The sequence below is a fragment of the Streptomyces sp. MCA2 genome, assembly GCF_023544705.1.
Taxonomy (GTDB): domain Bacteria; phylum Actinomycetota; class Actinomycetes; order Streptomycetales; family Streptomycetaceae; genus Streptomyces; species Streptomyces decoyicus.
The window spans coordinates 97492-117777 of the sequence record NZ_JAMJFM010000029.1 but is presented as its reverse complement, the minus strand read 5'-3'; the positions used below and the strand labels follow the sequence as shown (position 1 = coordinate 117777).

At 70.8% G+C, this 20286-nt stretch carries 16 protein-coding genes and 1 pseudogene; 11 read left to right on the top strand and 6 right to left on the bottom strand.

The annotated features are described in order from the left end of the window. Positions 1 to 172: 172 nt before the first annotated feature. Both M8I34_RS23810 and M8I34_RS23805 read left to right on the top strand, forming a co-directional pair. Positions 173 to 1048: a serine hydrolase gene (locus M8I34_RS23810; RefSeq protein WP_250052182.1), complete on the top strand. Its 876-nt coding sequence runs from the start codon at positions 173 to 175 to the stop codon at positions 1046 to 1048. 224 nt (positions 1049 to 1272) lie between these two features. Next, positions 1273 to 2124, top strand: coding sequence for a class I SAM-dependent methyltransferase (locus tag M8I34_RS23805; protein WP_250052180.1), 852 nt, complete (start codon positions 1273 to 1275; stop codon positions 2122 to 2124). 142 nt (positions 2125 to 2266) lie between these two features. Here M8I34_RS23805 and M8I34_RS23800 read toward each other — a convergent pair whose 3' ends face one another. From M8I34_RS23800 to M8I34_RS23790, 3 genes are all read right to left on the bottom strand, one after another. Then, positions 2267 to 3016, bottom strand: a complete 750-nt coding sequence (locus tag M8I34_RS23800; protein ID WP_308372588.1) for a PAS domain-containing protein — start codon at positions 3014 to 3016, stop codon at positions 2267 to 2269. A 141-nt stretch (positions 3017 to 3157) separates the two neighbouring features. Continuing rightward, entirely contained in the window at positions 3158 to 5710 is a 2553-nt protein-coding gene (locus M8I34_RS23795) for an MFS transporter (RefSeq protein WP_374210975.1), read from the bottom strand. Positions 5711 to 5962: 252 nt separating this feature from the next. Continuing rightward, positions 5963 to 6406, bottom strand: a complete 444-nt coding sequence (locus tag M8I34_RS23790; protein WP_030984033.1) for an SRPBCC family protein — start codon at positions 6404 to 6406, stop codon at positions 5963 to 5965. A gap of 156 nt (positions 6407 to 6562) precedes the next feature. Here M8I34_RS23790 and M8I34_RS23785 point away from each other — a divergent pair, with 156 nt between their 5' ends. After that, positions 6563 to 7627: an Rv2578c family radical SAM protein gene (locus M8I34_RS23785; protein WP_250052177.1), complete on the top strand. Its 1065-nt coding sequence runs from the start codon at positions 6563 to 6565 to the stop codon at positions 7625 to 7627. A gap of 38 nt (positions 7628 to 7665) precedes the next feature. Here M8I34_RS23785 and M8I34_RS23780 read toward each other — a convergent pair. Continuing rightward, positions 7666 to 8062: pseudogene (locus M8I34_RS23780) on the bottom strand (MerR family DNA-binding transcriptional regulator). Positions 8063 to 8153: 91 nt separating this feature from the next. Then, complete coding sequence (locus tag M8I34_RS23775) at positions 8154 to 8945, bottom strand: SDR family NAD(P)-dependent oxidoreductase (protein ID WP_250052167.1); 792 nt, start codon at positions 8943 to 8945, stop codon at positions 8154 to 8156. 170 nt (positions 8946 to 9115) lie between these two features. On the opposite strand from M8I34_RS23775, the gene M8I34_RS23770 reads away from it, so the two are divergent. After that, positions 9116 to 9700 carry a GNAT family N-acetyltransferase gene (locus M8I34_RS23770; protein WP_250052203.1) on the top strand — a complete coding sequence of 195 codons (585 nt, stop codon included), beginning with the start codon at positions 9116 to 9118 and terminating at the stop codon, positions 9698 to 9700. Here the strand turns inward: M8I34_RS23770 and M8I34_RS23765 are convergent. Then, positions 9622 to 10407 (bottom strand): HEAT repeat domain-containing protein, encoded by a 786-nt coding sequence (locus M8I34_RS23765; protein ID WP_250052165.1) that lies wholly within the window; start codon positions 10405 to 10407, stop codon positions 9622 to 9624. The two genes, M8I34_RS23770 and M8I34_RS23765, sit on opposite strands and share 79 nt — an antisense overlap. A 384-nt stretch (positions 10408 to 10791) precedes the next feature. On the opposite strand from M8I34_RS23765, the gene M8I34_RS23760 reads away from it, so the two are divergent. From M8I34_RS23760 to M8I34_RS23730, 7 genes are all read left to right on the top strand, one after another. Beyond that, positions 10792 to 12612 (top strand): 3-hydroxyacyl-CoA dehydrogenase family protein, encoded by a 1821-nt coding sequence (locus M8I34_RS23760; protein WP_250052163.1) that lies wholly within the window; start codon positions 10792 to 10794, stop codon positions 12610 to 12612. Positions 12613 to 12748: 136 nt separating this feature from the next. Then, positions 12749 to 13552 carry a TetR family transcriptional regulator gene (locus M8I34_RS23755; protein WP_030079432.1) on the top strand — a complete coding sequence of 268 codons (804 nt, stop codon included), beginning with the start codon at positions 12749 to 12751 and terminating at the stop codon, positions 13550 to 13552. Positions 13553 to 14067: 515 nt separating this feature from the next. Next, on the top strand, positions 14068 to 15405 hold the full coding sequence (ccrA, locus tag M8I34_RS23750; protein ID WP_250052161.1) for a crotonyl-CoA carboxylase/reductase: 1338 nt from the start codon (positions 14068 to 14070) through the stop codon (positions 15403 to 15405). 40 nt (positions 15406 to 15445) lie between these two features. Then, positions 15446 to 17482 carry a methylmalonyl-CoA mutase family protein gene (locus tag M8I34_RS23745; RefSeq protein WP_250052159.1) on the top strand — a complete coding sequence of 679 codons (2037 nt, stop codon included), beginning with the start codon at positions 15446 to 15448 and terminating at the stop codon, positions 17480 to 17482. Then, complete coding sequence (locus tag M8I34_RS23740) at positions 17479 to 18453, top strand: CoA ester lyase (RefSeq protein ID WP_030984043.1); 975 nt, start codon at positions 17479 to 17481, stop codon at positions 18451 to 18453. Before M8I34_RS23745 ends, M8I34_RS23740 begins: the two co-directional genes overlap by 4 nt. A 5-nt stretch (positions 18454 to 18458) precedes the next feature. Beyond that, the gene (locus M8I34_RS23735; protein ID WP_238576183.1) at positions 18459 to 18983 is read left to right on the top strand and encodes a MaoC family dehydratase; all 525 of its coding nucleotides are present in this window, start codon (positions 18459 to 18461) and stop codon (positions 18981 to 18983) included. 2 nt (positions 18984 to 18985) lie between these two features. Continuing rightward, on the top strand, positions 18986 to 20191 hold the full coding sequence (locus tag M8I34_RS23730) for an acyl-CoA dehydrogenase family protein (RefSeq protein WP_250052157.1): 1206 nt from the start codon (positions 18986 to 18988) through the stop codon (positions 20189 to 20191). The last annotated feature ends 95 nt before the right edge of the window (positions 20192 to 20286 follow it).

Here is a 20286-nt window from a genome sequence, read left to right as displayed (position 1 = left end):
TCCACCCCAAGAATCCGAGGTGCCCGCAGCCCCGCCCCGTATCGTCGCTGTGACCCCTTGACCGGGACCCCGGCCGCATCGCGGCCGCAGAGGCCCGGCGTACCGCCGGTCGCACGAGGCCGGCCGCCCGACAGCGGGCCTCCGATACACAGCGGGACAGGACACCACCTTCATGCACGGATCACGCATATCGACCGGCACGCGCCGCGGGCTGGCCGCGGCCGTGGCTGCCGGAACGCTGCTGACGGCGCTCACGACGGCGACCTCGGCCTCGGCCAGCACCGCCAGCACGCCGGTGGACGGCTCCAAGGTCGTGTGCACCTCGAAGAAGCCGGGCCTGGCGCCCGCCCTGTCCCACGACATCGCCGACGCCCTGCACGGGCGCAAGGGCGCCTCGGCGCTGTCGGTCTACGACCCGCACACCGGGACCCGCTGCGATTTCAAGGCGGGCACCCACTTCGACTCGGCGAGTGTGGTGAAGGTCACTGTGCTCGGGGCCCTGCTGCGGCAGACGCAGGAGGCGCACCGCGAGCTGACCCCGCGCGAGGTGAAGCTGACCACCGCCATGATCACCAAGTCGGACAACAAATCGACCTCCGCCCTCTGGCGCCAGATCCGCCCCGCCGGCATCAAGCACTTCCTGTCCCTGGCGGACATGCGGGACACCGTCCCCGGCGCGGGCAAGGCCTGGGGCCTCACCCAGATCACCGCCGGCGACCAGCTCAAGCTGATGCAGCTGCTCGCCAAGGACAACACCGTCCTCACCGCGGACTCCCGCGGCTACGCGCTCGACCTGATGCACCGGGTCGCCCCCGACCAGCGCTGGGGCGTTCCGGCCGGCGCTCCCGCCACGACGGACGTTCACGTCAAGAACGGCTGGCTGCCGCGCGACACCGGCGGCTGGCGGGTGAACAGCGTCGGCACCTTCACCGGCAGCGGCCACGACTACAGCATGGCCGTCCTCTCCACCGGAAGCCGCACCATGAAGTACGGCGTGGACACGGTCGAGGGCGCCGCCCGGGTCATCCACCGCGATCTGACCCACTGAGGCGCGGAGGCCGGGCCGGCTTCCTTCAGTTGCCCGGTGGCGGCGGGACGCCGCGGCCGACTTCTGCGGTACGACTATGCACTCCCCAGGGTGACCGGTACCCCGATCGGCCCCGCGCGGTGCGGGAGCGGCGATATCAACGCCGCATCGAGGCAGTGGGTCCGGTGGGCCGAGAGGTGTTCCGCCGCCGGCCCGCCGCCACACCGCACTCTGGGAGGAACTCGGTGCCAGGCCGCGTCAAGGCAGACCTCAAGGGAGTTCCCGAAACGGCGTTGTGGACGCTCTACCACCGCGCCGCCGAGGCCGCCCGCCCGGACACGGTGCTGGCCGATCCACGCGCCGTACAGCTCATCGGGGAGGTCGACTTTCCCTTCCGGGACCGGCTGGGCGGCGCCCGGCCATGGCTGGCGCAGGCCATCGCCCTGCGGGCCCTCGGATTCGACGGAGTGGTGCGCGCCTTCCTCACCGCCCATCCGGACGGCACCGTGATCGCCCTCGGCGAGGGCCTGGAGACACAGTTCTGGCGGGTGGACAACGGACGGGCCGACTGGGTCACCGTCGACCTCACCGACCCGTTGGCGCTGCGCAGGCGTCTGCTGCCGCACGGAGCGCGCCAGCGGCTCGTCGCCTGCGATGTCCGCGACAGCCAATGGACGGCCGGCATCGACCCCTCGCGCGGTGTCCTGGTGACCGCGCAGGGACTGATGATGTATCTCCAGCCCGCGCAGGCAACTCAGTTGATCGCCGCCTGCGCCGATGCGTTTCCCGGCGGCTCGATGGTGTTCGACACCGTGTCACGGCGCTTCAGCGCCCGCACCCGCACCGGCGCCAAGGGTCCCGGCGGCCATCGTCTGCCCCCGATGCCCTGGGGCATGGACGCGGCCGACCGGGACCGGCTGCGCACCGCCCATCCGGCCATCAGCGACGTGTCCGACGTTCCGCTCCCCGCGGGCCGCGGCTTCCTCGGCTACCTCGCCCCGCGCGCCGCGGCCCTGCCCCTGCTCCGTGGGGACCGCCCGCTCATCACCCGGCTGCGGTTCGGTACGGCGCCCGCCCGGCTGACCGGCTGCCCCTGAGGAGCCGCTCGGGTGCCACGGGCCGTGCGGGTGCGGCGTGCCGTGTGGATGCGGCGGGCCGCACGGCTCCGACGCGTCGGAGCCGTGGGCACCCTCTCATTGACGAAGCGTCAGCCGCACAGGGCTTGGGAGCGTGCCCTCCTCAGTCGAGGGTCACCGGGAACCGCTCCTGGAGGCTGACCTCCAGCACCGGGTAACCCAGTTCCAGGACCTGGGAGACGATCCGGGCGCTCTCCTGGGGACTTATGCTCGGCAGGATCTCCGGCAGCCGCCGGGCCAGGTCGCCGGCGCCGGGGATGTCCGTGTGCAGCCCGAAGGCGGGCGCGAAGCGTTCGCGTCCCGCGCCGCTCTCCCCGTCGTCCCCGCCGGGCAACCGCTCGGCGTCCGCCGCAAGGACGAGGATCTGTCCGACGCCCGGCCCTGCCAGGGGGTACGCCCACCACAGCAGGTCCACCGCGCCCGTCCCGGCGGTGGTCATCCGGGCCCGTCCGGCCGTGGGGTAGGACGCACCACCGGCCGACGAGGTCTCCAGGACAGGGAAGTCGGCCCCCTCCGCGCCCTTGCTCATCTCCCCGCCGCTGCTCGCCGCCGAGCCGGGGCGCTCCGCCAAGCCGTGGCGCTCTTCCGCGCCATCGCACTCCGCCGAGCCGTTCGTGCGCCGGGCGCCCCACTCCTCGTCGCCGAGCGCACCGGTGACCGGCATCAGATCGACGGCGGGGGCGCCCACCGCCTCCTCACGGGTGGGCCCGAAGAGCCGGTGCGCACCGCCGCTCCAGTGGGAGATCCGGCCGTCCGCGCCCACCACCACGACCGCAAGCGGAATCCGTCCGGGCGCCGCGTCCCGGGGCGCCCCGAGGGTCAGGTCGTCGCCGCGCAACGGGCCACGCTCCATGGGTGGTTGCTCCTTCGTACACCGACCGTGCACCACCCCCATCACGGTACGACCGCGGCACGGTGCGGCGGGCGGCATTCCCCGAAGAGGGAGCGCGTCCGCGCACCGTGCGCACCGTCCGCCGCAGGCGTCGCGGAGCCCTCAGTCCTCGTGCCCGAGCTGGAGGTCGCGCTCGGTGCGTCCGCCGCCCGCCATCCGCAGGACGGTGGCGACCGGCGGGTATCCGGCGGCGATGACGGTGTACTCACCGGCCGACAGATCCACGAAGCGGAACAGCCCGTCGGCTCCGGTGGTCGCGGTGTCGACGACATTGCCGGCGGCGTCCAGGAGGGTGACCCTGGCGTCCTCGACGGGCCGTCCGCCGCCGGCCCGTACGGTCCCGCGCAGCACCGCGCCGCCGGCGAGCTCGATGTCCTGGCGGGTCTCCCGCGAGGCCTGGACGGTCACCGGCAGCGCGGCGGGGCGGAACGCGGGGGCACTGGAGGCGAGCGTGTACTCGCCGGCCACCAACTCCCCGATGACATAGCCGCCTTCGCGCCCGCTGCGGGTGGTGGCGACGACCTCGCCGCGGACATCGGTGAGGGTGACCATGGCATCGCGTACGGGCGTGCCGTCGGCGGTGGTGACGGTGCCCGCGAGGCGCCCGGCGCCGCCGAGCACGACGTCCAGCTCGACCGGCCGCTCGCCGACGGTGACGCTGACGGCCTGCGGCTGGTGCCCGCCCGCCGCGGCGATCAGCACATACGAGCCGGCGCCCGGGGTGCTCAGCGCATACCGCCCGTCGTCGCCGGTGGCGCCGCGGCCGACCTGGCGGCCGGCGACGTCGATGAGGGTGAGCGCGGCGCGCGGCACGATGCTGCCGTCATGGTGCTGGACGGTGCCGCACACCGGGACGCCGGCCATGACGGTGGGCTGTCCGGTGCCGGCGTGGCTGTGCATACGGGAGTAAGCGGCCCGGGAATCACCGGAGTTGGGGGCGGTGGGGTCCGGGATCGACCGGGCCGGGGGCACGGCGGCGGGGTCGGCCGGATCGCCGTACGGCGCCTGCGGGGTCGGGGAGGCCTGCGGAGCGTGAGAGGCGTGGGACACCAGGGGTTTCTCTTTCAGGAAGAAGGCGAGCACAAGGCCCAGGACGAGCACCGGCACGAGATAGAAGAAGATCCCCGGCATGGCGTGCGCATACGCGGCGACGTAGCTGTCGCGCAGCGAGGCGGGCAAGGCGTGCACCAGTTGCGGGGTGATCGACTCCGGGTCGGGCAGCCGCGCCGACTTCGGCAGCCGGTCGCCGAGCTGGCGGGCCAGCCGGTCGGCGAAGAGGGTGCCGAAGATGGCCGCACCGACGCTGCCGCCGATCTGCCGGAAGTAGTTGGAGGCGCTGGTCGCGGTGCCGAGGTCGGCGGTGCGTACGGAGTTCTGCACGGCGAGCACCAGCACCGGCATCACGAAGCCGATGCCGAGGCCGAGGATGCCCATCCAGAGGCTGTAGACCTCGCGCGCGGTGTCCTGCTGCATCCCGGACAGCAGCCACATCCCCACCGCGGCCAGCGCGCAGCCCACGACGGGGAACACCTTGTAGTGCCCGGTGCGGCTGATGAGCTGTCCGGAGACGATGGAGGCGAGGACGATGCCGCCCATCATCGGCAGCATCAGCAGCCCGGACTCGGTGGCCGTGGCGCCGTCGACCATTTGCAGGAAGGTCGGCAGATAGCTGGCGGCGCCGAAGAGCGCGATGCCGACGACGGCGCCGATCAGACCGGTGACATTGAAGACCGAGTCGCGGAACAGCCGCAGCGGGATCAGCGGTTCGGCGGCGAAGTGCTCGACGGCGAGGAACAGCAGGGCACAGCCGAGCGCACCGGCGCCGAGGCCGAGGACGACCCGCGAGTTCCAGGCGTACTCGGTGCCGCCCCAACTGGTCAGCAGGACCAGGCAGGTGGAGAACGCGGCGAGCAGCAGCGCGCCGGCGACATCCAGCCGGGCACGGCGCGCCGGCCGGGGCAGCTTCAGCACGAAGGCGATGACCAGGAGCGTCAGTGCGCCGAACGGGACGTTGAGGTAGAAGCACCAGCGCCAGGAGGCGCGATCGGTGCAGAAGCCGCCGATCAGCGGGCCGGCCACGGAGGCGAGGCCGAAGGCGGCACCGATCAGGCCCATGTAGCGGCCGCGGGCCCGTGGCGGTACGACATCGGCGATGATCGCCTGGACCCCGATGATGAGCCCGCCACCGCCGACGCCCTGGACGGCCCGGAAGGCGATCAGTTCGTCCATGGTCCGCGACCAGCCGGCCAGCGCCGAGCCGACGGTGAAGACGAGGATGGCGAAGAGGAAGACGGGCTTACGGCCGAAGAGGTCGCCGAGCTTGCCGTAGAGGGGCAGCCCGATGGTGGAGGCGAGGAGGTAGGACGTCACCGCCCAGGACATCTGGCCCAGGCCGTGCAGCTCCCCGACGATCTTCGGGAGCGCGGTGGCGACGATGGTCTGATCGAGGGCCGCGAGCAGCAGCGTCAGCATCAGACCGAGGAAGACCATGCGGACACGGCGGGGGCCGAGCGGCACCGCCGTACCGGGGGCGGGGTCCTGGGGGCTGTCGTGCGCGGCCGGGGCCGGTGTCGCGCCGGATACGGGCGGACCGGATACGGGCGGACCGGTCCGCTCGACCCGCTCGACCCGCTCGCTCAGGGTGGTCCCGCCCACGTGCTGCTCCCCTCGTCACGCCTGTTGCCGCCCAATTTCTCGCATTGGGCGACAACACCGAACAACCGCGGCGAAAGGGTGCGTGCGGGGTGGGAAGGGACGTCAAGTACGTTGCCCCGGGCGCCTATTGGGCTCCCATCAGGGCTTTCCGTACGGAGGCGTTCCGGCGGGCCGGACACTTCGGCTCACCGGAAACCACCCGAACCGGTGAGTGTGACGTCATGCGCTCAGGGTGACGGCTGTGACCGCCGATCACTTCGCCACGTGGGCGGCGAGGTTGTCGAGCAGCGCATCGTAGATCCGGCCGAGCCCCTTGGGGGCGAAGGTCCGCTCGAAGAAGCCGCCGATACCGCCGGCGCCCTCCCAGGTGGTGGTGACGACGACCTTGGCGCGCTTCTCGCCGGCCGGGGTGACGACCCAGGTGGTGACCATCGAGGAGTTGCGGTCCTTCTCGACGAGCTGGCCGTCGGTCGGCTCGTCGACCTCCAGCAGGCAGTCGCGCACCCGCTTGCTCGTGGCCTGGAGCTTCCAGTGGACGAGGGTGCCCTTGCCGTCGCCGCCCTCACGGACCTCGTACTCGCTGAAGTGCTCGGGCAGCAGCTGGCGGCGCGTGCCGGAGTAGTCGGCGAGCGCGTCGAACACGTCCTCCGGGTCCGCCGCGATCTCGCGCTGCGTGATGGCCTCGACCTGCCCCATGTGTGTCTTCCTCCAGTACTCGGCTGCCGGTCCTGCGATCCGCGCCAAGCCAACCACCCCACGGCGGCGCGCCCAAATTCAGGGCCACCGAACCGCAAGGGAACACTTGTTCTATTATGGATGCGGGGGGCCCTGCTGGATCCAGAAGGAGGCCCGATGCGCTGGGACAACCTCGGCGAAAGCCCGGCCGCGCTGTTCGGTACGGACGTCGTCAGCCGGACGTTCGACACCCCCGAATTCCGCGGGATCACCTTCCACGAAGTACGCGCCCGCTCGATCGTGAACCGGGTCCCCGGCGCCTCCCGGATGCCGTTCGAATGGACCGTGAACCCTTACCGCGGCTGTAGCCACGCCTGTGTGTACTGCTTCGCGCGCAAGACGCACAGCTACCTCGACCTGGACACCGGACAGGACTTCGACTCGCAGATCGTGGTGAAGGTCAACGCCCCCGAGCTGCTGCGCCGCGAGCTGGCCGGGCGGCGCTGGCGCGGTGACCACATAGCGATGGGCACCAATGTCGACTGTTACCAGCGCGCGGAAGGCCGCTACGGCCTGATGCCCGGCATCATCACGGCGCTGCGCGACCACGCCAACCCCTTCTCGATCCTCACCAAGGGCACGCTCATCCTGCGGGATCTGGCGCTGCTCCAGCAGGCCTCCGAGGTCACCGACGTCGGCATCTCCGTCTCCGTCGGCTTCCTTGACCGCGAGCTGTGGCGCACGGTCGAGCCCGGCACCCCCGCCCCGGAGCGCCGGCTGGACGTGGTGCGCACGCTCACCGCACACGGCATTCCGTGCGGGGTGCTGATGGCGCCGGTGATCCCGTTCCTCGGGGACTCGCCGGACCAGCTGCGAGCCACGGTCCGCGCCATCGCCGAGGCCGGCGCCGGCTCCGTCACCCCGCTCGTGCTGCATCTGCGGCCCGGCGCCCGGGAATGGTTCATGGCGTGGCTGGGGCAGCACCACCCGCATCTGGTGCGGCGTTACGAGACGATGTACGGGGACGGCGCCTACGCCCCGAAGTGGTACCAGCGCCGGATCACCCGCCAGGTCCACGAATTCGCCGCGGAATACGGCATCGGCCCCTCCCGGCCCGGCCTGGCCCGCCGGATTCCGCCGACGGACGCCGGCCCGGAGGCGACCGGTCCCGGTTCACCCGGCGCACCCCGCGGCGAGGGCCCAGACTCCCCGGCGGAGCCGACCCAGTTGACCTTGCTATGACCCGGCCGGAGCGGTCAGGCCTACTGCCACCGAATCCCTTACTCAGGTCGCCATGGGACCGGAGCCGCCTCCAGGGTCCGCGCCAGGCGGTTGCGCGCCTCCGTCTGGGCCCGGATCCGCTCATCGATGACGGCGAGCCGCTCACGGGCGATGCGCAGGCCCTCGGCGGACGGCGGCGCGGTGGACATGTCGCCGTCCAGGCAGGGGGTGAAGCAGTGGACGTCGGCGAGGGTGAGGCCCGCCGCGAGGAGAAGGGGGTACCTCCCATGCCCTTAAGGCATGGGGGAGGATGTTGCGGACCCTGACGACCGCGGGCTCGCCGTAGACGCGATACCCGTTCGCCGCCCGCTCCGAGGCGATCAGCCCCTCGCGTTCGTAGTGCCGCAGCGCGCGCGGCGACGCCCCCGTGACCTGCGCCAGCTCCCCGATCCGCACCGGATCACCTCCCTGTCCGGCACCGTTTCTACCAGGGCGGGGACGGGCGGCCCCGGCCTGCACCGCACGGGCCGCCCCGTGGCCGTGCCCGTCAGCCGACCACCGCTCCCCCATCGACCGGGAGAATCACCCCGGTCACGAACGACGCGGACGGCGCCGCGAGCCGGGTGACGGCCCAGGCCACCTCCTCGGGTCGGCCCACCCGCCCCATGGGGGTGTGCTCGATCTGCCACTTCCGTAGGGCCGCCCGCTGCTCCGGGGACCAGCCTTGGTGCCGCGCGATCGGGGTCTCGATCGCACCGGGGGCGACGGCGACGACCCGTACGCCGCGTGGTGCCAGCTCCACCGCCCAGCTGCGGGTGAGGAGTTCGAGCCCGGTCTTCGTCGCGGCGTAGACCGAGTTGCCCGGCCGGCCCCGCTGCCCGACCGAGGTGCTGATGTTGACCACCACACCGCCGGTCCGCTCCAGGTGGGGCACCGCCGCCTGGGTGAGCAGTACCGGCGCGACGAGGTTCGTCGCCAGCAGCGGCTCCATCCCCTCCTTGGTGAAGCTGCCCAGCGCCCCACTGCCCACCACCGCGGCGTTGTTGACCAGCACGTCCAGCCGGCCGTACGCCTCGACGGCCTGGCGTACGAGATCCTCGGGTCCGCCGTCCGCGGTGATGTCGGCGGCGCAGGGGACCACCTCGCCGGGCCCGCCGGCGGCCCCCGCCGCCGTCTCCGCCAGCGGTGCGGGCCGGCGGCCCACCGCCAGGACGCGCGCCCCCTCCGCCGCGAAGGCATGGGCGGTGGCGCGCCCGATCCCGGTGCCGGCCCCGGTGACGATCACAACTCTGCGGTCCGTTCCGGGCGCGTCCGGCCCGGTGTACGTGGTGCGTTCCATGCCGGGAGTCTCGAACCCTGACACCAGGGGCAAGGTCAAGCGGCCCGCCCCCGGACCGTGCGGACGGACGGCCGGGAAACTCTTAGGGGGACACCCCTAGCCTCTCCGGCATGGATGGGTCTCTTGAACGGAGCCGGGCGCGGCCCCCGCACCCGGTCCGCATACGGGAAATGACCGAGGCCGATATCGACGCGGTCTCGGCGGTGCGGGTCCGCGGCTGGCAGGCGGCGTATCGCGGACTGATGCCGCAGGCGTACCTGGACGCGATGAGCGTGGCGGTGGATGCCGAGCGGCGGCGGTCGTGGTTCGCGCGGCGGTCGCCGGAGGTGTCGGACCTGGTGGCGGAACGGGACGGGGACGTCGTGGGCTGGGCGTGCGTCGGACCGGCCCGGGACCCCGATATCGCCCCGGGGGCCGAGGAGTTGCCCGCGCCCGCGCCGACCGCGGGTGAGCTGCTCGCCCTCTACGTCGCGCCCGGTCTGATCGGCACCGGCGTCGGCCGCGCCCTGATGGCCGCCGGCACCGCCCGCGCACGGGCGCACGGCTACCGCGCGCTGTATCTGTGGGTGGTACGCGGCAACACCCGTGCCCAGCGGTTCTACGAGCGGGCCGGTTTTGCGCCGGACGGGGCCGAGGAGGCGTACGAGGTCGGCGGCCGGAGCGTCCCCGAGCTGCGTTACCGGCGCCCGCTGACGCCGGAATCGGAATCGGAATCGGAGCCGCCGCCGGGGCCCTCGCCCCGCTCCGGCCCCTGACCCCGCCCGCCGTCTCCGCGGCCGTCTCCCGCGCCGTCCGGCGCGGCCTCCTTTTCCTGAGGCCCGGCGTTCGCCTTCACCTGGGGCCCGGCGTCCGCCCTCACCTCCTCGTGCACCCCCAGCCGCGCCAGTGACGCCGCCGCGGCGGCCGCCAGCCGGGGATGCCCGACGGCGGCGGTGAGCGAGGGGACCGCGCGCCGGTCGCCCAGCGCGCCCAGGCCCTCGACACAGGCGAGCGCCACCCGCCAGTAGGGGTTGTGCGGGGTGAGCAGTCGCTCCAGGGTCGCGATCAGCGCCGGTACGGACTGCGGTGCGCGGAGTTCGGCCAGCAGCCGGACCGGGTGCAGGGCGTAGGCGGTGCGCAGCGGGTTGGTGGCGAGCGCGGCGGCGGCGCGGGCGGTGCGGGGGTCGCCGAGGCGGCCCAGGGCGTGCGCGGCGGTGGCGCAGCGCACCGGGTCGCGGTAGTTCAGCAACAGCACGAGCGTCTCGAAGGCGCGCTTGTCGCCGGCGCAGCCGAGGATGAAGGCGGCGATCTCCCTGGCCCACAGCGGACGTTCGACGGCGACCAGCATCCGGGCCAGTTCCTCCCGCCCGGCCGGCGTCTTCTTGCGGGCCAGCCCCAGCAACCGTTCGTAAGCGACCAGATCCTGTGGGGAGCGGAGTTCGGCCCGCACCCGGTCCGTCAACTCGTGGAATTCCTCTTCCATTTGCCGCTCCCCTCCCGCCGGCCGCCCCGGTTCCCGCGACGTGGCCCGCACCACAGCCTAATGACCCCGCCTACCCCTGGCGCTCTGGTTACTCACCGGTTAACCTGCTGGAACGAGCAGCACCACTGCTCGGGCGGCCTGGTGACGCAGCCGCCACAGTGTGAAGTCGGTTCGGCACAGCACGACAGCAGTACGGAGAACACGGCACGGCCCCGGGACAGGGCTCGCCGCTTCTCCCGCACCGCCGGCGCTCCCGCAGCGCTGCGGCTCCCGCGGCCCACCGCCGCTTTCCGGCCGCTGCGCAGGGCAGACAGCACGCCGCGCGGTACCCCTCAGTCGTCACTTCTCCCCTGCCTTCAGGGGAACACCCTCAGGAGTCTCGCGATGGGCCCTCAGTCCACCCCTGATCTCTCAACTGCCCCCTCCCCCCTGTCCCTTTCCACCGTCGCCGTCGTCGGCCTGGGCACCATGGGCACCGGCATCGCCGAGGTGCTGGCCCGAGCGGGCCGCGAGGTCATCGGTATCGACACCGACGAAGCCGCGGCCCGGCACGCCGTCACCACCCTCGAAGCCGCCACCGCCCGTGCCGTGCAGCGCGAGCGGATCACGGAGCGGGAGCGGCAGGACATCCTGGCCCGGTTCCGTACCTTCACCGACCTCCAGGCCGCCGCGGACGCCGATCTCGTCATCGAGGTGGTGCCCGAGGACTACGAGCTCAAGCGGCAGGTCTTCGCCGGGCTGGACGCCGTGGTGCGCCCGGACACCATCCTGGCCACCGGCACCAACGCACTGTCCGTGACCCGGCTGGCCGCCGACTCGCAGCGCCCCGAGCGGGTGCTCGGCGTGCACTTCTTCAACCCGGCACCGGCCATGAAGCTGATCGAGGTGGTGTCCTCGGTGCTCACCGCGCCCGCCGCGGTCGCGGCCGTCACGGACCTGGCGCACGACCTGGGCAAGGACCCGATCGCGGTGGGTGACCGCCCCGGCTTCGTCGCCGACGGCCTGCTGTTCGGCTACCTGAACCAGGCCGCGGCGATGTACGAGTCCAAGTACGCCACCCGCGAGGACATCGACGCCGCGATGCGGCTCGGCTGCGGGCTGCCGATGGGCCCGCTGGCCCTGCTCGACCTGATCGGCGTGGACACCGCGCGTACGGTCCTGGAGGCGATGTACGCCGAGTCCCAGGACCGGCTGCACGCCCCCGCGCCGATCCTCGGCCAGCTCGCCGAGGCGGGGCTGACCGGCCGCAAGGCGGGCCGCGGCTTCTACACGTACGACGCCCCGGGCAGCGGCACGGCCGTGCCGGACGCGGAGAGCCCGGCGGCCGCCGATGAGCTCGCCGGCGGGCGTACGGTCACCGGCGTCGGCGTGGCCGGTTCCGGGACGATGGCCAGCGGTATCGCCGAGGTCTTCGCCAAGGCGGGCTTCAAGGTCGTGCTGGCCGCCCGCAGCCTGGAGAAGGCGGAGAAGGCCAAGGCCAGGATCGCCAAGTCGCTGGGCCGCTCCGTGGACAAGGGCCGGATGAGCGCCGAGGCCCGGGACACCGCGCTGGCGGCGATCACCCCGGCCGGGTCGCTGGACGCGTTCGCGGACGTGGACCTCGCGGTCGAGGCGGTGGCCGAGGACCTGGCGGTCAAGCAGGAGCTGTTCACGACCCTGGACAAGGTCTGCAAGCCGGGCGCCGTCCTGGCCACCACGACCTCGTCGCTGCCGGTCGTGGCCTGCGCCCGCGCCACCTCGCGCCCCGAGGACGTCGTCGGGATGCACTTCTTCAACCCGGCGCCGGCCATGAAGCTGGTGGAGGTGGTCCGTACGGTCCTGACGGCCGACGACGTCCACGCCACCGTGCGGGCGGTCTGCGCCAAGGTCCGCAAGCACCCGGTGGACTGCGGCGACCGGGCCGGATTCATCGTGAACGCGCTGCTGTTCCCGTACTTGAACAACGCGATCAAGATGGTCGAGGAGCACTACGCGACCCTGGACGACATCGACGCCGCCATGAAGCTCGGCGGCGGGTACCCGATGGGCCCGTTCGAACTCCTCGACGTGGTCGGCCTGGACGTGTCCCTGGCCATCGAGAAGGTGCTGCACGCCGAGTTCCGCGACCCCGGGCTGGCCCCGGCGCCGCTGCTGGAGCACCTCGTCGCCGCGGGCTGCCTCGGCCGTAAGACCGGCCGCGGCTTTCGTGAGTACGCCCGGCGCTGACGCGTCGCGGCACCCCGGCCCGGCCGGGGGAGGGTGGGGTGGACTGCTGGAACCCGACGGCGGTCCACCCCCGCTCACAGGGGCAAAGGCTGCACCTCATGCCGCAGGTCGCGTAAATATGCAGTACCGTCCCCACATGTCCCAGCCCGCTCGTACACAGCCCTCCGACACCGCAGACACCACCACTCCCGGCACCCGCCGGGCGGCTGCGCAACGGCTCAAAATGCGCCGTGAATTGTCGGCGGCGGCGATGGAGCTGTTTGCGACCAAGGGCTATGAGGCGACGACGGTCGATGAGATCGCGGCCGCCGCGGGCGTCGCCCGGCGTACCTTCTTCCGCCACTTCCGCTCCAAGGAAGAGGCGATCTTCCCCGACCACGACGACACCCTCGTCCGCGCGGAAGCCGTCCTGGACGCCGCCCCGCCGCACGAGAATCCGCTGGACACGGTCTGCCGCGGCATCAAGGAGGTCATGCGGATGTACGCGGCCTCCCCGGCCGTCTCGGTGGCCCGCTACCGCCTGACCCGCGAGGTCCCCACCCTGCGTGAGGCCGAGATCGCCTCGGTGGCCCGCTACGAGCGGCTGTTCACCCGCTATCTCCTGGGCCACTTCGACGAGGGCGCACACCGCGAGGGCGACGACGATCCGCTGCTCGCCGAGGTCGCGGCGTCCGCCGTGGTCACCGCGCACAACCACGTACTGCGGCGCTGGCTGCGGGCCGACGCCCAGGGCGATGTCGAGGCACAGCTCGACCACGCCTTCGCGATCGTCCGGGAGACCTTCGGCGCCGGCATCGGCGCGGGCCGCACCGGCAGCGGGGAGACCCCTCCGGCGGCCGTCTCGCGGGAGGGCGAGGTCCTGGTCGCGGTGGCCCGCACCGACGCCCCGCTGGACGAGGTCATGCGCACCATCCGCAAGGCGATCACCGAGCGCAAGTAACGGCCTTCCGGCCGGAACCGGAGACGAGCGCGGCCCGGTGCCCTTGGGCAGACCGGGCCGCGACCCGGATGGCGTAACGCCCTCCCTGCGCACGCTGCGCACATATCCCCTTCCTCTGCGTCATCCGCACGCCTCCCATCGGCCCTCTTTCGCTCATGCGTGCCGCCCGGATGACATCTGAGAGAAATTCTTGGCACTCAGTGTCTTGTCGCCTGGCACGCGGTGTCATACGTTGAAGGTGTCCGGGCGGCCGGCGTGCTGCGAACCCACGCACGCCGGCTGTCCCACCAGCCCTATGCGGCTGTCCGCCCGGATGCCTGCGTCACAGGCACTTCCCAGCTGCTGCTGGGCACCGCGCTCACCAAGCGCTGCCAGGCACCGCGGCCGACGGCTCTGCGACCCCCGCAGAGGCGACGGCAACGGGGCCACCCCGGCCGAACCGACGGCACCACCTCTGCACCACCCCCGACGTTCCCTCAAAGCCGTTCCCCAACGAGCTTCGCCGGAGGCACCCCGTGAACGAAATCCTGGACGCAATCCTCGCGCCTGACACCACCAGCGCCGACTTCGCCGGCCTGACCATCCCCGAGTCCTACCGCGCGGTGACCGTGCACAAGGACGAGGCCGAGATGTTCGCCGGCCTCGAAAGCAAGGTGAAGGACCCCCGCAAGTCGCTGCACGTCGATGAGGTGCCGGTGCCCGAGCTGGGCCCGGGCGAGGCGCTGGTGGCCGTCATGGCCTCCTCCGTGAACTACAACTCCGTGTGGACCTCGATCTTCGAGCCGGTGTCGACGTTCGGGTTCCTGGAGCGCTACGGCAGGCTCTCCCCGCTCACCAAGCGGCACGACCTGCCGTACCACGTCATCGGCTCCGACCTGGCCGGCGTGGTCCTGCGCACCGGCCCCGGTGTCAACGCCTGGGGCCCCGGCGACGAGGTCGTCGCGCACTGCCTGTCCGTCGAGCTGGAGTCCTCCGACGGCCACAACGACACCATGCTCGACCCCGAGCAGCGGATCTGGGGCTTCGAGACCAACTTCGGCGGCCTGGCCGAGATCGCACTGGTCAAGTCCAACCAGCTGATGCCCAAGCCGAAGCACCTGAGCTGGGAGGAGGCGGCGTCGCCCGGTCTGGTCAACTCGACCGCCTACCGCCAGCTCGTCTCGCAGAACGGCGCCGGGATGAAGCAGGGCGACAACGTCCTGATCTGGGGCGCCAGCGGCGGGCTCGGCAGCTACGCCACCCAGTTCGCGCTGGCCGGCGGCGCCAACCCGATCTGTGTGGTCTCCTCCGACCAGAAGGCGGAGATCTGCCGGAAGATGGGCGCCGAGGCGATCATCGACCGCAACGCCGAGGGCTACAAGTTCTGGAAGGACGAGCACAACCAGGACCCCAAGGAGTGGAAGCGCTTCGGCAAGCGCATCCGCGAGCTGACCGGCGGCGAGGACGTGGACATCGTCTTCGAGCACCCCGGCCGGGAGACCTTCGGCGCGTCCGTGTACGTCACGCGCAAGGGCGGCACCATCGTCACCTGCGCCTCGACCTCGGGCTACAACCACGAGTACGACAACCGCTACCTGTGGATGTCGCTGAAGCGGATCGTCGGCTCGCACTTCGCCAACTACCGCGAGGCGTGGGAGGCCAACCGCCTGATCGCCAAGGGCAAGATCCACCCGACCCTGTCGCGGACCTACACCCTCGAAGAGACCGGCCAGGCGGCGTACGACGTGCACCGCAACCTCCACCAGGGCAAGGTCGGCGTGCTTGCGCTGGCCCCCGAGGAGGGCATGGGCGTGCGTGACGAAGAAATGCGCGCCAAGCACCTCGACGCCATCAACCGGTTCCGGAACGTCTGAGGCGACTCGGACTTCCGGACCACGAAGATACGGGCCTGATATGACTGAGCGTCAGAAGGATCGTCCGTGGCTGATGCGGACCTACGCCGGCCACTCCACCGCCGAGGCGTCCAACGAGCTGTACCGGCGTAACCTCGCCAAGGGCCAGACCGGCCTGTCGGTCGCGTTCGACCTCCCGACGCAGACCGGCTACGACCCCGACCACATCCTCGCCCGCGGCGAGGTCGGCCGGGTCGGGGTCCCGGTGTCCCACCTCGGCGACATGCGACGGCTGTTCCAGGACATACCCCTGGACCAGATGAACACCTCGATGACCATCAACGCGACGGCCATGTGGCTGCTGGCGCTGTACGAGGTGGTCGCCGAGGAGCAGGGCGCCGACATCTCCAAGCTCTCGGGGACGACGCAGAACGACATCGTCAAGGAGTACCTGTCGCGCGGGACGCACGTCTTCCCGCCGGGCCCCTCGCTCCGGCTGACCACCGACATGATCACGTACACGGTGGCGCACATCCCCAAGTGGAACCCGATCAACATCTGTAGCTACCACCTACAGGAGGCGGGAGCCACGCCGGTCCAGGAGATCGCGTATGCGATGTCCACCGCGATCGCGGTACTGGACGCGGTGCGGGACTCGGGGCAGGTGCCGCCGGAGAAGTTCGGTGATGTCGTGGCCCGTATCTCGTTCTTCGTGAACGCCGGTGTCCGGTTCGTCGAGGAGATGTGCAAGATGCGCGCCTTCGGCCGCATCTGGGACAAGATCACCCGTGAGCGCTACGGCATCGAGAACGAGAAGCAGCGCCGGTTCCGCTACGGCGTCCAGGTCAACTCGCTCGGCCTGACCGAGGCGCAGCCGGAGAACAACGTCCAGCGGATCGTCCTGGAGATGCTGGCCGTCACGCTCTCCAAGGACGCCCGCGCCCGCGCCGTGCAACTCCCCGCCTGGAACGAGGCGTTGGGGCTGCCGCGCCCGTGGGACCAGCAGTGGTCGCTGCGTATCCAGCAGGTCCTCGCCCACGAGAGCGACCTGCTGGAGTACGAGGACATCTTCGCCGGCTCGCATGTCATCGAGGCCAAGGTGGACACCCTGGTCACCGAATGCCTCGCCGAGATCGAGCGGATCCAGGAGATGGGCGGCGCGATGGCCGCGGTGGAGTCCGGCTATCTCAAGTCGCAGCTGGTCTCCGCGCACGCCGAACGGCGGGCCCGGATCGAGGCCGGCGAGGAGAAGATCGTCGGCGTCAACTGCTTCGAGGGCACCGAGCCCAACCCGCTCACCGCGGATCTCGACACGGCCATCATGACCGTCGACCCGGCCAACGAGGCACGGGTGGTCCAGGCGCTGCACGACTGGCGGGACAACCGCGACGAGACGCGCGCCCAGGAAGCGCTGTCGGTCCTGAAGAAGACCGCGGCGGGCGACGGCAACCTCTTCGCGGCCACCGTGGAGTGCGCACGCGCCGGCGTGACGACCGGCGAGTGGGCCTGGGCGCTGCGGGACGTCTTTGGTGAGTTCCGAGCCCCCACGGGCGTCTCCAGCGCTCCCCTGGCAGTCGCCGCCGAGGAGGGCAGCCCGCTCGCCGCGGTCCGCGAGAAGGTCGCCAAGACGGCGGCCGAGCTCGGCAGCGGCAAGCTGCGCCTGCTGGTCGGCAAGCCCGGCCTGGACGGGCACAGCAACGGCGCCGAGCAGATCGCCGTACGGGCCAGGGACGCCGGCTTCGAGGTGATCTACCAGGGCATCCGGCTGACCCCGGAGCAGATCGTCTCGGCCGCGGTCGCCGAGGACGTGCACTGTGTGGGCCTGTCGATCCTGTCCGGCTCGCACGCCGAGCTGGTCCCGGACGTGCTGGCCCGGCTGCGCCGCACCGGCGTCGACACCACTCCCGGGCCTGGCGGCCCTCCCATACCGGTCATCGTCGGCGGCATCATCCCCTCCGCCGACGCCGCCGCACTCCGGGAAGCCGGAGTGGCGGCCGTGTTCACCCCCAAGGATTTCGGTATTACGGAGATCATCGGCCGTATCGTCGACGAAATCCGGAAAGCGAACCAGCTCGACCCCCTGGAGGTCCCCGCATGACCCAGGCTCACCCCCGGGTAAACCGCCTGCGACCGCGCCGCTCCTGTCTCGCGGTCCCCGGCAGTAATCCCCGCTTTCTGGAGAAGGCCCAGGGCCTCCCGGCCGACCAGGTCTTCCTGGACCTGGAGGACGCCTGCGCGCCGCTCGCCAAGGAGGGCGCCCGGCACCACATCGTCGAGGCGCTGAACGAGGGCGACTGGACGGGCAAGACCCGGGTCGTGCGGGTCAACGACTGGACGACGCACTGGACGTACCGGGACGTCATCACGGTCGTCGAGGGCGCCGGCCCCAACCTCGACTGCATCATGCTGCCGAAGGTCCAGGACGCCCAGCAGATCGTGGCGCTGGACCTGCTGCTGACGCAGATCGAGAAGACCATGGGCTTCGAGGTCGGCAGGATCGGCATCGAGGCGCAGATCGAGAACGCCAAGGGCCTGGTGAACGTCGACGAGATCGCCGGGGCCTCGCCGCGCCTGGAGACCATCATCTTCGGCCCGGCCGACTTCATGGCGTCCATCAACATGAAGTCCCTGGTGGTCGGCGAGCAGCCGCCCGGCTATGGGGCGGATGCCTATCACTACATTCTGATGCGCATTCTGATGGCGGCTCGTACCTACGATCTACAGGCGATCGACGGTCCATACCTTCAGATCAAGAATGTTGACGGCTATCGCGAGGTCGCCGGCCGCGCCGCCGCCCTCGGCTTCGACGGCAAGTGGGTACTGCACCCGGGTCAGGTCGAGGCCGCCAATGAGGTGTTCTCCCCCTCCCAGGAGGACTACGACCACGCCGAGCTGATCCTGGACGCCTACGAGTGGCACACCTCGGAGGCGGGCGGAGCCAAGGGTTCCGCGATGCTCGGCGACGAGATGATCGACGAGGCGAGCCGGAAGATGGCACTGGTCGTCGCCGGCAAGGGCCGGGCCGCCGGCATGACCCGCACGTCCAAGTTCGAGGCCCCGGAGGCATAAGCACCATGCAGTTCGGCCGTACCTATGAAGAGTTCACCGTCGGCGATGTCTACAAGCACTGGCCCGGCAAAACCGTCACGGAATACGACGACCACCTCTTCTGTCTGCTCACGATGAACCATCACCCGCTGCACATGGACAGCAACTACGCGGAGCAGACCACCGATTTCGGCAAGAACGTCGTCGTCGGCAACTACATCTATTCGCTGCTGCTGGGCATGTCGGTGCCCGACGTCTCCGGAAAGGCCATCGCCAATCTGGAGATCGAGTCGCTGAAGCATGTGGCGCCCACCTTCCACGGCGACACGCTCTACGGCGAGACGACCGTGCTGGACAAGACGCCGTCCCGCTCCAAGACGGACCGCGGCATCGTGTACGTCGAGACCAAGGGCTACAAGCAGGACGGCACCCTGGTCTGCGTCTTCCGGCGCAAGGTCATGGTCCCGACGGCCACCTACATCAAGGAGCGCGGCGGCGAGCAGCCCGGCCGCCCGGAGCTTCAGGCCCCTCCGGCCAAGAAGGAGAAGTAGCCATGACCCGTCTCGCGCAGACCGAGGGCCTGACCGACATCCAGCGGGAAATCCTCTCCACCGTCCGCGACTTCGTGGACAAGGAGATCCTGCCGGTCGCCACCGAGCTGGAACACCGCGACGAATACCCGTCGCAGATCGTCGAGGGCCTGAAGGAACTCGGCGTGTTCGGCCTGATGATTCCGGAGGAGTACGGCGGTCTGGGTGAGTCCCTTCTCACCTACGCGCTGACCGTCGAGGAGATCGCCCGCGGCTGGATGAGCGTCTCGGGCATCATCAACACCCACTTCATCGTGGCCTACATGCTCAAGCAGCACGGCACCCAGGAGCAGAAGGACTATTTCCTGCCGAAGATGGCGGCCGGTGAAATCCGCGGCGCCTTCTCGATGTCGGAGCCGGCGCTCGGCTCGGACGTGTCGGCCATCTCCTCCAAGGGCGTACGGGACGGCAACGATTACGTCCTGAACGGCCAGAAGATGTGGCTCACCAACGGTGGCTCGTCGACACTGGTCGCCGTGCTGTGCCGGACCGACGAGGGGCACCCGGAGGGCACCGCCCCGCACAAGTCGATGACGACCTTCCTCGTGGAGAAGGAGGCCGGCTTCGGTGAGGTGCGGCCCGGCCTGACCATTCCGGGCAAGATCGACAAGATGGGCTACAAGGGTGTCGACACCACCGAACTGATCATGGACGGGCTGCGGATCCCGGCCGATCGGGTGCTCGGCGGCGAGACCGGACGTGGCTTCTATCACATGATGGACGGCGTCGAGGTCGGCCGGGTCAACGTGGCCGCACGCGGCTGCGGTGTCGCCCAGCGCGCGTTCGAGCTGGGTGTTTCGTACGCGCAGCAGCGGCACACCTTCGGCAAGCCGATCGCGCAGCACCAGGCCATCCAGTTCAAATTGGCGGAAATGGCGACAAAGGTCGAAGCCGCGCATGCGATGATGGTTAATGCCGCTCGCAAAAAGGACTCGGGTCAGCGAAACGACCTCGAGGCGGGCATGGCGAAGTACCTGGCCTCCGAGTACTGCAAGGAGGTAGTGGAAGACGCTTTCCGGATCCACGGCGGCTACGGCTTCTCCAAGGAGTACGAGATCGAGCGCCTCTACCGCGAGGCCCCGATGCTCCTGATCGGCGAAGGCACCGCAGAGATCCAGAAAATGATCATTGGTCGACGGCTACTCGAGGAGTACCGGATCCAGGGGTGAACATCCTGTTTGGGGTGCTTTGATCTAGACGAAGATCACACCCCGTCATCGTTCTTCGGCCACGGATTGGCTCTGGCTCTTGGCCAGTTGCCGCT